This window comes from Defluviimonas salinarum, assembly GCF_026013545.1.
Classification (GTDB): domain Bacteria; phylum Pseudomonadota; class Alphaproteobacteria; order Rhodobacterales; family Rhodobacteraceae; genus Albidovulum; species Albidovulum salinarum.
This window is the reverse complement of sequence record NZ_JAPDOG010000001.1, coordinates 1-14,709: the sequence shown is the minus strand read 5'-3', so window position 1 is coordinate 14,709 and position 14,709 is coordinate 1. Positions and strand designations below refer to the sequence as shown.

Annotated in this window: 14 protein-coding genes; 1 reads left to right on the top strand and 13 read right to left on the bottom strand. The window is 68.2% G+C overall.

The window, feature by feature from the left end; genetic code table 11:
- Positions 1–6: 6 nt before the first annotated feature.
- From scpB to OM960_RS00040, 7 genes are all read right to left on the bottom strand, one after another.
- A complete protein-coding gene (scpB, locus tag OM960_RS00070; RefSeq protein WP_263332701.1) occupies positions 7–585 on the bottom strand; it encodes an SMC-Scp complex subunit ScpB in 579 nt (192 codons plus the stop codon).
- A 62-nt stretch (positions 586–647) separates the two neighbouring features.
- The gene (locus OM960_RS00065; protein WP_263331954.1) at positions 648–1,436 is read right to left on the bottom strand and encodes a segregation and condensation protein A; all 789 of its coding nucleotides are present in this window, start codon (positions 1,434–1,436) and stop codon (positions 648–650) included.
- Positions 1,429–2,463, bottom strand: coding sequence for a glycoside hydrolase family 3 N-terminal domain-containing protein (locus OM960_RS00060; protein WP_432759501.1), 1,035 nt, complete (start codon positions 2,461–2,463; stop codon positions 1,429–1,431). The genes OM960_RS00065 and OM960_RS00060 overlap by 8 nt, the downstream gene beginning before the upstream one ends.
- A complete protein-coding gene (locus OM960_RS00055) occupies positions 2,439–3,446 on the bottom strand; it encodes an SPOR domain-containing protein (RefSeq protein ID WP_264770674.1) in 1,008 nt (335 codons plus the stop codon). Before OM960_RS00055 ends, OM960_RS00060 begins: the two co-directional genes overlap by 25 nt.
- A gap of 82 nt (positions 3,447–3,528) precedes the next feature.
- Entirely contained in the window at positions 3,529–5,274 is a 1,746-nt protein-coding gene (gene argS, locus OM960_RS00050) for an arginine--tRNA ligase (protein WP_264770673.1), read from the bottom strand.
- 183 nt (positions 5,275–5,457) lie between these two features.
- Positions 5,458–6,228: an AAA family ATPase gene (locus tag OM960_RS00045; protein ID WP_264770672.1), complete on the bottom strand. Its 771-nt coding sequence runs from the start codon at positions 6,226–6,228 to the stop codon at positions 5,458–5,460.
- A 3-nt stretch (positions 6,229–6,231) separates the two neighbouring features.
- Positions 6,232–7,422: a deoxyguanosinetriphosphate triphosphohydrolase gene (locus OM960_RS00040; protein ID WP_264770671.1), complete on the bottom strand. Its 1,191-nt coding sequence runs from the start codon at positions 7,420–7,422 to the stop codon at positions 6,232–6,234.
- An 80-nt stretch (positions 7,423–7,502) separates the two neighbouring features.
- Between OM960_RS00040 and OM960_RS00035 the strand changes: the two genes are divergently transcribed.
- On the top strand, positions 7,503–7,829 hold the full coding sequence (locus tag OM960_RS00035) for a HesB/IscA family protein (RefSeq protein WP_263332699.1): 327 nt from the start codon (positions 7,503–7,505) through the stop codon (positions 7,827–7,829).
- A 219-nt stretch (positions 7,830–8,048) separates the two neighbouring features.
- Here OM960_RS00035 and OM960_RS00030 read toward each other — a convergent pair whose 3' ends face one another.
- The 6 genes from OM960_RS00030 to OM960_RS00005 all read right to left on the bottom strand — a co-directional run.
- Positions 8,049–8,852, bottom strand: a complete 804-nt coding sequence (locus OM960_RS00030; protein ID WP_264770670.1) for a carnitinyl-CoA dehydratase — start codon at positions 8,850–8,852, stop codon at positions 8,049–8,051.
- Positions 8,852–10,849 carry an acetate--CoA ligase family protein gene (locus OM960_RS00025; RefSeq protein ID WP_264770669.1) on the bottom strand — a complete coding sequence of 666 codons (1,998 nt, stop codon included), beginning with the start codon at positions 10,847–10,849 and terminating at the stop codon, positions 8,852–8,854. Before OM960_RS00025 ends, OM960_RS00030 begins: the two co-directional genes overlap by 1 nt.
- Before the next feature lie 247 nt (positions 10,850–11,096).
- On the bottom strand, positions 11,097–12,260 hold the full coding sequence (locus OM960_RS00020) for an acyl-CoA dehydrogenase family protein (protein ID WP_264770668.1): 1,164 nt from the start codon (positions 12,258–12,260) through the stop codon (positions 11,097–11,099).
- Between the two features lie 3 nt (positions 12,261–12,263).
- Entirely contained in the window at positions 12,264–13,025 is a 762-nt protein-coding gene (locus OM960_RS00015; protein WP_264770667.1) for an SDR family oxidoreductase, read from the bottom strand.
- On the bottom strand, positions 13,022–14,482 hold the full coding sequence (locus tag OM960_RS00010; protein WP_264770666.1) for a carnitine 3-dehydrogenase: 1,461 nt from the start codon (positions 14,480–14,482) through the stop codon (positions 13,022–13,024). Before OM960_RS00010 ends, OM960_RS00015 begins: the two co-directional genes overlap by 4 nt.
- Before the next feature lie 93 nt (positions 14,483–14,575).
- Positions 14,576–14,709, bottom strand: a 134-nt coding sequence (locus tag OM960_RS00005; protein ID WP_264770947.1) for a 3-keto-5-aminohexanoate cleavage protein, incomplete at its 5' end; no start/stop codon positions are given.

The window sequence follows — 14,709 nt, the reverse complement described above, 5'->3', positions numbered from 1 at the left end:
CCGGGCTCAATCCTCGAAAAGCTCGCTTTGGCCGGCCTGGTCCTCGGCTTCCTCGTCGGAGAGGCTGACCGTGCCCGGCAGGGGCCGGCTGTCGAGAAGGCCGGCGGCGCGGAGTTCCTTCAGCCCCGGCAGGTCGCGCGCCGATTCCAGCCCGAAATGGTCGAGGAATTGTTGCGTGACCACATAGGTCACCGGCCGGCCCGGGGTCATCCGCCGGCGGCCGAAACGGACCCACTCCATCTCGAGAAGCTGGTCGACCGTGCCGCGGCTCACCGCGACGCCGCGGATCTCCTCGATCTCGGCGCGGGTGGCGGGCTGGTGATAGGCTATGATCGCCAGCGTCTCGATCGCCGCGCGCGAGAGCTTGCGGGTCTCGACCGTCTCCTTCTGCATCAGGAAGCCGAGATCGGGCGCGGTGCGCATCGCCCAGGCATCGCCGACCTTCACCACACGGACACCCCTGCCCTCGTAGCGCTTGCGCAGGTAGACGAGCGCCTCCGCCGGGTCCGATCCATGCGGCATCCGCGCGGCGAGATCGGCGACCGTCACCGGGTCCGTCGATGCGAAGAGGATCGCCTCCACCATCCGCTCCTGCTCGGCGATGGGTGGGGCCTCGAAGAGGCTCTTCTCGGGCGCGCTGGTCTCGGTCACGTCTCTTTCCGTCTGATGGCGATGGGCGCGAAGGTCTCGGCCTGTCTCAACTCGATCTGTCCCTGCTTGGCAAGCTCCAGCGAGGCCGCGAAGGTCGCCGCCGTGGCCGAGCGGCGGCGCGCGGGATCGGCGGTCCAGCCCTCGGGCAGGTAGACGGCGAGGTCGGTCCAGTCACCGGCGTAGCCGATCAGGCCGCGCATCCGGTCGAGCGCCTGTTCCATGGTGAAGACATGGTGGCGGTCCATCGCATAGGGGCGAAATTCATCGCGGGTGCGGATCCGGGCATATGCCTGCATCAGGTCGAGGAGCGTCGCGGTATAGGTGACCTTGCGCACCCGCATCACGTCCTCGGGCACGCCGCGCACGAAGAAGTCGCGTCCCTTCTGGTCGCGCGCCATGAGGCGGGCGGCGGATTCGCGCATCGCCTGCAGCCGTTCGAGCTGGAAGGCGAGATGGGCGGCCAGTTCCTCGCCCGAGGGACCCTCGTCCTCGGGATCGGGCGGCAGCAGCAGGCGCGATTTCAGGAAGGCGAGCCAGGCCGCCATCACAAGGTAATCGGCCGCGAGTTCAAGCCGGAGCACCTTGGCCTTGTCGACGAAGGAAAGGTACTGTTCGGCGAGCCGCAGCACCGAAATCTTGCGCAGGTCGACCTTCTGGGTGCGCGACAGCGTCAGGAGGAGGTCGAGCGGCCCCTCGAAGCCGTCGACATCAACGATCAGCGCCTCGGCGGCGAGGCGCTCGCTGACCGAGGTCCGGTCTTCCTCGAACGCTGTCGGTTCAGCCATGGACCCGCCCCATCAGAAGGGCCTCAAGTTCGGCTTCCAGAAGGGCCGTGTCAATGGCATCGGGGGGCCGGCGGCAGGCCAGCGCCTGCTCGGCCCGTGCCGCGGCTGCGCCGGAGAGGTGACCGGAGGCGACGACGACGGCCTCGGCCTCCGCGCGGATGCCCTTGCAGTAGAGCGCGATGTCGCAGCCCGCCGCGATCCCAGCCGCCGCGCGTTCGCCAAGCGTACCCGAAAGCGCCTCCATCGACAGATCGTCAGTCATCAGGAGCCCGCCGAAGCCGATCCTGTCGCGGATGAGTGCGATGGCCGCCGCCGAGGCGGTGGCCGGCCGCTCCGCGTCAACCGCGTCGAAGACGATATGGGCGGTCATCGCCATCGGCAGATCGGCGAGCGCCCGGAACGGGGCGAAGTCGGTGGCGTCGAGATCGCCCAACGCCGCGCCCACGCGCGGCAGCTGCAGGTGGCTGTCCACCACCGCGCGACCGTGGCCGGGGAGGTGCTTCATCACCGGCAGGACCCCGCCCTGAAGCAGGCCCTCGGCCGAGGCGCGTGCCGCCCGCGTCACAGTCGCGGCGTCGGCTCCGAAGCAGCGGTTCTTCAGGAACGGATGGGTGTCTTGCCCGGCGATGTCCGCCGTCGGCGCGCAGTTCGCGTCGATGCCGACCGCCCGCAGCTCCGCCGCGATCAGCCGGTAGCGGAGGTAGAGGCCGCGCTCCATCGCCTCCGGCGCCGTCCGGGCGACCTGATCGAGTGGCGGCAGCCATTCGCGCCAGTGCGGCGCGCCGAGCCGCTGGACCCGGCCGCCCTCCTGGTCGACGAGGATCGGCGCCTCGCGGCCGACCGCGGCACGCAGATCGCCTGTCAGGCGACGGAGCTGGTCCGGTGTCTCGACATTTCGGGCAAAGAGGATGAAGCCCAAGGGATCGGCCTCGCGGAAAAACGCAGCCTCGTCGGTGCCGAGCCGGCTGCCCTCGCAGCCGAGGATCGTCGCGGACTGGGTCATCAGCGCACCTCGGCGGGCACGCATTCGGCGTTCTCGGCCTTGAGCGCGGCACAGAAGCGCCGGGCGTCGTCGAGATCGGAGAAGCCTTCCACGCGCAGCCGGTAGAAGGTCTGGCCGCCGCTTTCCGCGGGCTCGATCACCCGGCGCTTGCCGTCCATGAGCGCGCCGAACCGCGCCGACGCCTTGTCCCATTCGAGCCGCGCCTCGGACTCTCCGGGGTAGGAGCCGATCTGCACGAGTTGCGTGCCCGTGGCCAGCGATCCGGGCGCCACATCGGCCGCGAGCTGCGGCGCGAGCGCCAGCGCCACAGCGGCGGCGGCAGCTTCGGCCATCGGGTCGATCGCCGCGTCGGAGCCCGGATCGGCAATTGCGGCGCTTCCGGGCCGTGCAGCGGGGCGGCGCGAGACCGCGACGCCGGGAATGTCGGAGGCGATCACGTCCGGGGCCACGAACGGTGCCCCGGCCGCCGCGAGTTCGGTCTCGAGCCCGACGACCGGCTCGACCGGCCCATCGGGCAGCGGCTCCAGCAGCGCCGGGGCTTCCTCGCCGGATAGAGCGGGATCGAGCGGCGCGGGTTCCACCGTGCCGGCATGGTCGCCGGGTGCAGTTTGGCCGCCGGCCTCGGCGATCGCGCCCATCGGCTGGTCCTCCTCGGCCAGCCCCTCGGGCCGTGGGGCGAGGGTCAGCGTCTCGGCTGGGTCGCCCGCAGCGCCGTCGGCGGCGATCTCGTTGACCGCCATGCCCTGGTGCAACGCAAGCTCGCCGCCGGGGTTTTCCGGGGCGATCCGCGCCGGCCCCTCCAGCGCGCGCACGACGGGGACGCCGTGCACGTCACGCACCGCGAGATTGTATCCCCAGATACCCACCCCGACGATCAGCGCGAGCGACGTGACCGCCCCGGCGCCGTTGATCCATTTCTGAACCGCCCCACCGCGCCGGGCGCGCGCCAACGCCGCCTCGGCGTAGCCGTCATAGGCGTCGTAGTCGTCATAATCCGCTTCCGCCATGCTCTGCCTCGCTCGCGCGCCGCGCCCGTATTCGGCGGCGCCGGGTCCGTCTTGCCTGCGTCGTCCCGGCTGGCGTCTTGTGTCAGCGCATCTCTTCGGCCGGGGTCACGCCAAGGATACCAAGACCCGCCGAAATGACAACGCCCGTGGCCCGCGCGAGCGCGATTTTGGCCTGGCTCGTGGCCGCGTCGCCCTCCTGCAGGAAGCGCAAGGAGGCATCGTCGTTGCCGCGGTTCCAGAGCGCGTGGAGATCGGAGGCAAGCTCGTAGAGGTAGAACGCGATCCGGTGCGGCTCCTGCCCGCGCGCGGCGATCTCGACGAGACGCGGCCATTCGGCGATCTTCTTCGCGAGTCCGATCTCGGCCTCGTGGCCGAGTTTCGCGAGGTCGGCCGCCGCGAGGGTGGCGTCATCCGCCGCGATCCCGGCCGCGGTCGCCTTGCGGATCACCGAAGAGACGCGGGCATGGGCGTACTGCACATACCAGACCGGGTTGTCCTTAGACTGTTCCAGCACCTTGTCGAAATCGAAGTCCAGGGCCGCGTCGTTCTTGCGGGTAAGCATCACGAAGCGGGTCACGTCCGCGCCGGCCTGCTCGACCACGTCGCGGAGCGTCACGAAGGTTCCCGCGCGCTTCGACATCTTGAAGGGCGCGCCGTTCTTCCAGAGCTTGACGAGCTGGATGAGCTTGACCTCCAGGGGCACCTTGCCGCCCGACAGCGCCGAGACCACCGCCTTCAGCCGCTTCACATAGCCGCCGTGATCGGCGCCGAGGATGTCGATCAGGAGATCGTAGCCTCGCGTCACCTTGTCGTAGTGGTAGGCGATGTCGGGCGCGAAATAGGTCCAGGATCCGTCCGACTTCTTCACCGGCCGGTCGACGTCGTCGCCATGCGCGGTGGAACGGAACAGCGTCTGCTCGCGCTCCTCCCAGTCCTCGGGCAGCTTGCCCTTCGGCGGCTCCAGCGTACCCTCGTAGATCAGCCCCATGCCGCGCAAAGTGTCGATCGCGCCCTCGATCTTGCCGGTGCCGTAGAGCGCCTTCTCCGATGAGTAGACATCCATCCTGACGCCGAGGAGCGCCAGATCCTCGCGGATCATCGCCATCATCTCGGCGGTGGCGAATTCGCGCACCTCGGCGAGCCAGTCGGCCTCGGGCCGGTCGAGCAGCGTGTCGCCGTACTTGGCCTTCAGCGCCTCGCCCACGGGAATGAGGTAATCGCCGGGATAGAGCCCCTCGGCGATCTCGGGATCGAGGCCGTTGGCCTCGCGGTAGCGCTCATAGGCCGAGCGGGCGAGCACGTCGACCTGCGCTCCGCCATCGTTGATGTAGTATTCGCGGGTGACGTCGAAGCCGGCAAAGTCGAGCAGCGCCGCCAGCGCGTCGCCGAAGACCGCGCCGCGGGTATGGCCGACATGCATCGGCCCGGTCGGGTTTGCGGAGACGAACTCGACGTTGACGCGGGTCCCCTGCCCCAGGGTTGAACGGCCGAAATCGCGGCCTTCGGTCAGCGCGGCGCCGACGACCCCCTGCCATACGGCGGGCGCGAGGCGGAGATTGAGGAAACCCGGACCCGCCACCTCGGCGGTGGTGATGCGCGGATCGGCCGCGAGGCGCGCGGCCAGCGTCTCCGCGATCACGCGCGGCGCGAGGCCGGCGGGCTTGGCGAGCACCATCGCGGCATTGGTCGCCATGTCGCCATGCGCGGCGTCACGCGGCGGTTCCACCGCGACATTGGCCATGTCGAGCCCCGCGGGCAGCTCACCCCTGGTGGCCATGTCGGCGAGGCTTTCGACGACGAGCGCCCGGATTTCGGCAAAGAGGTTCATCTGCATATCCTTCCGTCCCGGTTGCCATGCCAGAGGCGGTTTGCGGCGTCAATGCTCAGGCTGCGCGGGCAGGGTATCGGCTGGGTGTCGGCCGGCCCGGATGCCGGCCGACCGGGCGGGGGGCGCCGCCCCCGCACCCCCGGGATATTTCGGGCAAGATGAAGGGGTGGCTGCCGGTCTGCCTCACCACTCGCCGCGCAGCGCCTCGGCGATGAACTCCTCGGGATCGGCTGCGAAGCTGCGGTAGAGCCGGAAGTGCCGCGTGTTGCGGTAGTCGGTCTCCGCAATGCCGAGCCGGGTGATCTCCAGCAACCGGGCGCCGGGAAGCGCCATCAGGATCGGTGAATGGATCGCCATGATCACCTGCGCCCCGGCGCCGGTCTGGATCTCGTTCAGGAGCCGCAGGAGTTCGAGTTGGCGGCGCGGCGACAGCGCGCTTTCAGGTTCGTCGAGGAAGTAGATGCCCTGTCGCCGGCAGCGTTCGGCGAAGACGCGCAGGAAGCCTTCGCCATGCGACCAGGACAGGAAGTCGGGCGGCGCTTCTCCCGCGTCGAGCGCAGCCTCGTCGAGATGGCGGGCCACCGTATAGAAGCTCTCGGCACGGAAGAACCAGCCATCGGTGACCTTCGGCAGCCAACCGCCGCGAAATGTTCCGCCGAGCGCGGCGCCGCTTTTCTCGAGCGCCCGCGAGTGGTCCAACGGACGGTAACCCTTGCCACCCCCGGCCTCGTCATAACCGGCCATCGCGGCGAGCGCCTCGATCAGGGTCGACTTCCCGGTGCCGTTCTCGCCGACGAGCACGGTGACGGGCGTGGTGAAGTCGAGCGCGAAATCCGCGTCGAGCCAGGGCAGGTCGAAGGGATAGCCCTGCCCCGGATCGTACTTCTCGGCGATGACCGTCACCCGTTTCAGATAGGGCGCGGGGAGGCTGGTGGTGAATTTCCTCCGCGCCACCGCTCAGGCCGCCCCGGCCCGGCAGAGCCGCTCGTGCTCCTGGATCGCGAAGCGGTCGGTCATGCCCGCGACATAGTCGAGGACGACGCGGGCCAGTTCGGTCCGGTCCTGCGCCCGTGCGATGTCGGCGTGCCACTCGTCCGGCAGGAGCGACGACTCTTCGAGAAAGAGCGGAAAGAGATCCTTGACCATCGCCGTCACCCGCTGGCGCTCGCGCACGACCGAGGGCGCGCGGTACATGCGGGTGAAGAGGAACGACTTGATCGCCTTGAGGTTCTGGTAGAGCGGTTTCGAGAACCGGATAATCGGCCCTTCCATCTCGCGGATCTCCTGCGCCGACTGCGGCTGGCTCGCCTCCAGCCGGTTGCGGGCGACGGCGATGACATCCTCGACCATCACCCCGAAGACCCGGCGCAGGGCCTCGTGGCGGCGACGCGAGGGGTCGAGGCCGGGATAGAGCCGGTCGACCTCCTCGAAGGCGGGGCCGGTCACCGGCAACTCCATCAGGTCCGCCTCGGAGAAGAGCCCGGCGCGGAGCCCGTCGTGGAGGTCGTGGTGGTTGTAGGCGACGTCGTCGGCCACCGCCGCCACCTGCGCCTCGGCCGAGGCATGGGTGTGAAGCTCCAGATCATACTGAGCGTTCACCTCGGCCAGCGCATAGGGCATGTCGGCCGGGTCGGCCACGGAATGCGAGCCCTGCGCGTTCGGACCGATCACCGGACCGTTGTGCTTGGCGATGCCCTCGAGCGTCTCCCAGGTCAGGTTCAGCCCGTCGAAATCGGCATAGTGCCGTTCGAGCCGGGTGACGATGCGGATCGCCTGCGCGTTGTGATCGAAGCCGCCATAGGGCGCCATCAGTTCGTGAAGCGCGTCCTCGCCGGTATGGCCGAAGGGTGGATGACCGAGGTCATGGGCCAGCGCCACCGCCTCCGCCAGCTCCACATTGAGGCCGAGCGTCCCGGCGATGGTGCGCGCGACCTGTGCCACCTCGATCGTGTGGGTGAGCCGGGTGCGGTAATAATCGCCCTCGTGCTCGACGAACACCTGCGTCTTGTGCTTGAGGCGCCGGAAGGCGGAGGAATGGATGATCCGGTCGCGGTCGCGCTGGAAGGGCGAGCGGAAGGTGGACATGGTTTCCGGGAAGAGCCGGCCACGCGAGGTCTCCGGGTGGCAGGCATAGGGTGCAAGCGTCATGACGGCCTGTTCTTGTCGCGTCTTTCGCGCGATCATATATGGGCATTGCCCGCGAATTGACATGGGATTCCGTCATGGACCTGACATTGCCGCCGAAAGTCACGCCCCGCGCCTTCGCGCGCCTGGCCGAGATCAACGCGGCCAGCGGCGAGGCGAAGGCCTTGCGGGTGGCTGTCGAGGGCGGCGGCTGCTCGGGCTTCCAGTACGACATCCGGCTCGACGATCCCGCGCCGGACGACCTAGTGCTCGAGGGCGAGGGCCAGAAGGTTCTGGTGGACAGCGTGTCGCTGCCCTTCCTGCAGAACGCGGTGATCGACTATGCCGACGAGCTGATCGGCGCGCGGTTCGTGGTGGAGAACCCGAACGCCACGTCGAGCTGCGGCTGCGGCACAAGTTTCGCGATCTGACCCCAACCGGAAGGTGCCACGCCGGCTCGCGCCCGGACTAAAACCGGGCCGCAAGTAAACGCGCCAGAACCGGGCACCTCCCCTCCCCCTCGTGGGGAGGGGATGGAGGTGGGGGGGCCTTGAGCCTTCGGGATCTCCGGGCGTCCAGCCCCCTCCTTCCACCGCTACGGGCGTGGAAAGCACCCTACCTCGTCCGGACGCCCCGGATCGGGCTCCGCTCTAGCGCCCCGTCCAGACCGGATCGCGCTTCTCGGCGAAGGCGCGCTGGCCTTCGAGCACGTCCTCGGAGCCATAGAGCCGGTCCACGGTCGGCATCTGCCGCTTGGTGATCCGGTTCAGCGCGTCCTGGAAACGCATCGCCTCGGCCTCGCGCACGACCTCCTTGATCGCGGCATAAACGAGCGGCGGCCCGCTTTCGAGAAGTCGCGCAAGTTCCCAGGTCTTGGCGAGAAGCTCATCCGGCGACGTGATCTCCTTCACGAGCCCCCATCGCAATGCCTCCTCGGCGTCGAACCAGCGCCCGGTCAGCAACAGGTCCATCGCGACATGGTAGGGAATGCGCTTCGGCAGCTTGATCGAGGCGGCGTCGGCCACCGTACCGGAGCGGATCTCAGGGAGCGCGAAGGTGGCGTTGTCGGACGCGAGGATCAGGTCGGCCGACAAGGCCAGTTCCAGCCCGCCGCCGCAGCAGATGCCGTTCACCGCCGCGATCACCGGCTTGTTGAGATTGGGCAGTTCCTGAAGGCCGCCGAAGCCCCCCACGCCGTAATCGCCGTCAACCGCGTCGCCACCTGCAGCGGCCTTGAGATCCCAGCCGGGGCAGAAGAACTTGTCGCCCTCGGCGCGCAGGATCGCGACGCGCAAGGTCTCGTCGTCGCGGAAGTCGCGGAATACCAACCCCATGACCCGGCTCGTCGCGAGGTCGATCGCATTGGCCTTGGGCCGGTCGAGCGTCACCTCGAGAATGCCGCCCTCGCGCCTGGTCCGGACCGGCCCCTCGGTCCGCATCTGCATCTCCGCCATCACACAGCCTCCCGTATCAATGCGTCCACCGCGACCGCGCCCGATTGGCGGACGAGGATCGGGTTGATCTCGATTTCCACAAGTTCCGGCCGGTCGAGCATCGCCCGGCCGAGCCGGACCGCGATCGCCGCCACCGCCGCCATGTCGGCGCGCGACCGGCCGCGATAGCCGTCGAGCAGCGGCCAGAGCCGGAGCCGCTGCATGGCCGCAAGCACCTCGTCCTCGCCGACCGGCAGCACCAGTGTCACCGTGTCAGCCAGGAGCTCCGCCGCCACGCCGCCAAGGCCGAGCGTCAGCGTCATCCCGTAGACCGGATCGCGCCTGAGCCCGAGCAGGATCTCGGCCACCGCCCCGGTCACCATCTCCTCGACGAGATATCCGGTCGCGCCCTCGATCCCGACTTCGCCATCGAGCGAGGCGAGCCCGAGTCGTACCGCGCCCGCCTCGGTCTTGTGGGCGAAGCCCAGCCCCTTCAGCACGAGGGGCGCCGTGAGGCCCGCCGCCTTCTCCCGCGCCTCGGCCAAGGTCGCGCCAATCACGCCACGCGGGATCGCCACGCCCGCCTTATCGAGGAACCGTTTGCCCTCGGCCTCGTCGAGAAGCCGTGTCGCGCGGGGCTCGAGCGCCGGCGCGGGCCGCCAGCCGGGCTGCCCCGGTTGGGTCTGTGCCGCCTTCAGCGCCCCGAGCGCGGTTTCGAGCCCCATAAGGGGCGCGATGCCGCGCGCGACCAGCGCCTCGGCCCGCGTCTCGTCGAAGTTTTCCGGCAGCGAGGCGACCGGGAAGGCCGGCTTGCCGGTCACCCTTCCGGCAGCCTCGATCGCGTCGAGCGCGGGCTGGAACGAGGACGGATCGCAGCGGTCGGGGCGCGGCGGGTCGATGACGAAAAGGCCCGCGTCGTAACCCTCGAGCATCGTCGTGAAGACATCCGTGGTGCGCGGCCCGTCACCCCAGATGAACGTATGGTAGTCGAGCGGATTGGCGATCGCGACGATCGGCCCGAGAATCTCGCCGAGCCGCCGGCGCTGGCCGGGGCTCGGCGTCGGGAAGTCGAGCCCGAACGGCGCGGCGAGGTCCGACACCAGCCCCGCCTCACCGCCCGAGCAGGAGAGCGAGCAAAGCCTGGTGCCGATCTGCGGCCCATGAACGTGGAATATCTTCAGCGTCTCAATGAGTTCCGCGAGCGTGTTCACCTCCGCGACACCGGACTGTCGCAGGAAGGCGGAGGAGGCCGCACCGCCCCCGGCGAGGGCCGCTGTATGCGAGGCCGCCGCGCTCTGCGCCGCCTCGGTCTTGCCGGACTTCACGCAGACCACGCCCTTGCCGGCGGCCCGTGCCGCCTCGGCCAGCGCTACGAAGGCCGGGGCATCGTCGATCCCCTCGACATACATGCCGATCGCGCTGACCCGGTCGTCGGCCAGAAGAGCGCCGGCCAGCTCAGCAAGCCCGATCTGCGCGGCATTGCCGAGGCAGGCGACATAGGCGATCGGCAGACCGCGCGCCTGCATCGTGAGGTTGATGACGATGTTCGAGGACTGGGAGAGTAGCGCCACCCCCTTGTCCACCCGTTTCCCGCCGTGCTGGTCGGGCCAGAGAAGCGCGCCGTCGAGATAGTTGATCACACCGTAACAGTTCGGCCCGAGCACCGGCATCCCGCCCGCCGCCGCGACCAGACTATCCTGCAAGCCCTTCTCACCAGCCTCGGTCCAGCCGCTCGCGAAGCAAATCGCGCCGCCGGCTCCCGTTCGGGCGAGTTCGCCCACGACCTCGATCGTGGCATGGCGGTTGACACCGATGAAGCTCGCATCCGGCGCCTCAGGCAGCGCCGCAAGCGACGGAAAGGCCGGTAGCCCGCCTATCTCGACCTTGGTCGGGTGGACCGGCCAGATCGGTCCTGCAAAGCCCATCTTGCGGCACTGGGCAATGACGTTCTCGGCCCAGACCGACCCCATGACGGCGATCGAACGCGGGCGCAGCAGGCGGGACAGGTCACGTGTCATGCCTGACCTCCGCGCCCGTGGAGGGCGCCGGGGCGCTGCCCCGGACCCCGGGATATTTTTGGAAAGAAGAATGAAGAATCGCTCCGCCCCAGACGGGGCAGAGCGCCTTCTCCTTTTACGGTCATCGGCGTCCCCGCCTGTACCGTGACATCACTCTGTCTGCGGAGGGTTAACATTTCGTTGCTTCTTCTTTTCGGAAATATCCTCGGGGGGTCCGGGGGGCAGACAGCCCCCCGGCTTCGCGGGCTCAGGCGCCCAGGGGACGGAGAAGCTCGCGGCTGATGATGTGACGCTGGATCTCGCTCGTTCCTTCCCAGATCCGCTCGACGCGGGCGTCGCGCCAGATGCGTTCGAGGGGTAGTTCGTCCATCAGTCCCATGCCGCCGTGGATCTGGATCGCCTCGTCGGCGATGAAGGCCAGCGTCTCGGTCGCCTTCAGCTTGGCCATCGACATGTCGGTCTCGGTGACCGTGCCCTCATCGAACTTCCAGGCGGCCTCGCGGGTAAGCAGTTCCGCAGCTTTAAGTTCCGTCGCCATGTCTGCAAGTTTGAACGAGATTCCCTGGAACTTGCCGATCTTCTGGCCGAACTGCTCGCGCTCGGCTGCATAGGCGACCGCATGTCCGAGCGCGCGTTCGGCGCGGCCGAGGCAGGTCGCGGCGACCTGGAGCCGCGTGGCGCCGAGCCAGGTGTTTGCGACCTCGAAGCCCTTGTGGACCTCGCCGAGCACCGCCGATTTCGGCAGCCGGCAGTCGTCGAACTCGAGGACCGCGTTGGTATAGCCGCGGTGGCTGACATTGCGATAGCCCTCGCGCACGGTGAAGCCTTTGGTGCCCTTGTCGACGAAGAAGGCGGTGATCTTCTTCTTCACCCCGCGCGGGGTCTGTTCCTCGCCCGTGGCCATGAATGTGATGGCGAAATCGGCGATGTCGGCGTGGGAGATGAAGTGCTTGGTGCCGTTCAGGACGAAGTCGTCGCCATCCTCCCGCGCCGAGGCCTTCATGCCGCGCAGGTCCGACCCCGCTCCGGGCTCGGTCATCGCGAGACAGTCCCATTTCTCGCCGCGGATGCAGGGGAAGAGGTAGCGCTCCTTTTGTTCGTCGGTACCGGCGAGAAGGATGTTCGAGGGTCGCGCGACGCAGGTCCAGTGGAGCGCGTAGTTGGCCTTGCCGAGTTCCTTCTCGTAGAGGAGCCAGGTCTGGGTATCGAGACCGGCGCCACCCACCTCTTCGGGCATGTTGGCCGCATAAAGACCGGCCTCTATCGCCTTGGCCTGTATTTCTTTTATCAGCTCCATGCGCAGCTCGCCGGTGCGTTCGACCTCGGCCTCGTGCGGGTAGAGCTCATTTTCAACGAAGGCCCGCGTCGTGTCGACGATCATGCGCTGTTCTTCGGTCAGTCCGAAATCCATTTCTCACACCTTGGGGTCGGGGTTGATCGTGAAGCCGTCCACGGTCAGGACCTGGCCGGAGACCATGCGGGCGGCGTCGGAAGCGAGGAACACCGCCATGTTGGCGATGTCTTCGGGGTCGGAAAGCTTGCCAAGGGCGGTGCCCGCGGCATAGCCGTCGCGGACCGCTTCGTAGGTCATGCCCTTGGCGTCGGCCTCGGCATGGAATACCCGGTCGATGCGGGGGCCGGTGACCGAACCGGGCGCGATCGCGTTGGCGCGGATGCCGTGCGGACCGAGTTCCATCGCGACGGTCTTCATCAACCCGATCACCGCCCATTTCGCCGCCGCATAGGGCGCGCGGTAGGGAAAGCCGTAGAGCCCGGCGGTGGAGGATGTGAAGAGGATCACGCCCTTGCCCTGGGCCTTCATCAGAGGGCTTGCATGTTTCGCGGCCAGCATCGCGCCGTCGAGATTGACGGCGATGCAGTCGCGCCATTCTTCGAGCGGCATTTCCTCGACCGAGGCCGTCGGGCCCTTGATCCCGGCATTGGCGCAGAGGACATCAACGCCGCCCCATATCTCCTTCACTTCCTTGAAGAAAGCGGCCATCTCGACCTCGTCCGAGGCATTGACGCGGGAGGCGCGGATGCCGGCTGGCACCGTCTTGAGCACGGCCTCGTCGACATCGGTGACCCAGACCTCGGCTCCGGTCGCGGCGAAGGTCCGGGCCATGACGAGGCCGATGCCGGCGGCTCCAGCGGTGATGAGGACCCGCTGGTTCACTTGCGCTGCCCGACGAAACGGCCGGCCGCTGCGGGGCGCGGCAAGGAGCCGTGGGCCTCGGCGATGGGCAGGAGTTTTGCCAGCACCTCGGGCGCGGCCGGGCAGGTTCTGCCGGCCTTCATGTCGACATGGAGCAGCATCTGTTCGAGGCTCGCCACCACCTCGTCGCCGCGCAGGATGCGGATGAATACATGGAGTCGCTTTTCGTCGGCATGGAGAACCTGGAGCGTGCCGGTCAGGCGGTCGCCAAGCTTCGCCTCGCCGAGATGCATGATGTGGGTCTCGGCCGTGTAGTAGCTGTGGCCGTTCGCGACATAGTCCATGTCGGCGCCGATGAGCCTCAGGAACGCGTCCGAAGTCTCTGACGACGCGAACAAATACCGGCTTTCCGTCATGTGGCCGTTATAGTCGATCCAGCCCGGCAGGACCTGCATCTCAGCCATCACCAGCGGCGCGCCCTCGCCGGTCTTGCCGGTCTCGTGGAACGACGCGCGGCGGCGCTTGTCGTGGTCGAGGAGCACCTTGCCCGCGCCCCAGTTCCGGTCCTTCAGCGCGCGCAGGAAGCCGATGAGGTTCTGGTCGCGGATGCGTTCGAGCTCGCGGATCGTATATTTACCCGACTGTTCGTCGGACTGGCCGGCGATCAGGTCGACCAATTCCTCCGTGAATTCAGGCACATCGGTGAGCTTGGTCCAGGGCCACTGCAGGCAGGGGCCGAACTGGGCCATGAAGTGCTTCATGCCGGCCTCGCCGCCCGCCACGCGGTAGGTCTCGAAGAGGCCCATCTGGCCCCAGCGGAGGCCGAAGCCCATGCGGATCGCCTCGTCGATCTCCTCGGTCGTGGCGATGCCGTCCTTCACCAGCCAGAGCGCCTCGCGCCAGACCGCCTCGAGGAAACGGTCGGCGATATGGGCGTCGATCTCCTTGCGGACATGAAGCGGGAACATGCCGATCTCGCGAAGAATTTCCTTCGCATTTTCAATGATCTGCAGATCGGACTTCGGGCTCGGCACGATCTCGGACAGGGGCAGGAGATAGACCGGGTTGAACGGGTGCGAGACGAAGATCGTCGAGGGGTCCGCAGCGCCCTCCTGCAGTTCCGAGGGCTTGAAACCGCTGGTCGAGGACCCGATCGGGACGCCCTTGGCGACGGCCTGGATCTCGGCGAAGACGCGATGCTTGAGAGGAAGTCGCTCGGAGACGGATTCCTGAATGTAATCAGCGCCTTCCACCGACTCGGCGATGCTCGCAGCGAAGCTGAGGCGGCCCTCGGCCGGCATCGGCACGTCCGACAGAGCGGGCAGCGACCGCCGCGCGTTTGCGAGCACTTCGCCGATCTTGCGCTCGGCCTGCGGATCAGGATCGAACACCGAAACGTCCCAGCCGTTGAGCAGGAAGCGGGCGGCCCAGCCGCCGCCGATCACGCCCCCGCCGATGATGCTCGCCTTGCGTGCCATCAGATGCATTCCCTTCGAACTGGCCGGTCTGCCCGCGATCGGCAGAGCGTCGGCATAACGTATGGCAAGTGAAACCGCCGGGCCGTCCGCCCGTCAGCGCGCCTTCGGCGACCGCTTGGTCAGCCCGAGCTTGGCCCGCACCTCCTCGGGCCCGATCACCCGCGCGCCCATGTTCGTCACCACGGTCGCGGCGCGCTCGACGAGCTGGGCGTTGGTCGCCAGCACCC

Coding starts and splice junctions, on each gene's coding strand:
- argS (WP_264770673.1), bottom strand. CDS start 5,274: ATGAACCTCTTTGCCGAAATCCGGGCGCTCGTCGTCGAAAGCCTCGCC.
- OM960_RS00030 (WP_264770670.1), bottom strand. CDS start 8,852: ATGGCGGAGATGCAGATGCGGACCGAGGGGCCGGTCCGGACCAGGCGC.
- OM960_RS00065 (WP_263331954.1), bottom strand. CDS start 1,436: ATGGCTGAACCGACAGCGTTCGAGGAAGACCGGACCTCGGTCAGCGAG.
- OM960_RS00010 (WP_264770666.1), bottom strand. CDS start 14,482: ATGGCACGCAAGGCGAGCATCATCGGCGGGGGCGTGATCGGCGGCGGC.
- OM960_RS00025 (WP_264770669.1), bottom strand. CDS start 10,849: ATGACACGTGACCTGTCCCGCCTGCTGCGCCCGCGTTCGATCGCCGTC.
- OM960_RS00040 (WP_264770671.1), bottom strand. CDS start 7,422: ATGACGCTTGCACCCTATGCCTGCCACCCGGAGACCTCGCGTGGCCGG.
- OM960_RS00055 (WP_264770674.1), bottom strand. CDS start 3,446: ATGGCGGAAGCGGATTATGACGACTACGACGCCTATGACGGCTACGCC.
- scpB (WP_263332701.1), bottom strand. CDS start 585: ATGGTGGAGGCGATCCTCTTCGCATCGACGGACCCGGTGACGGTCGCC.
- OM960_RS00020 (WP_264770668.1), bottom strand. CDS start 12,260: ATGGATTTCGGACTGACCGAAGAACAGCGCATGATCGTCGACACGACG.
- OM960_RS00060 (WP_432759501.1), bottom strand. CDS start 2,463: ATGCGTGCCCGCCGAGGTGCGCTGATGACCCAGTCCGCGACGATCCTC.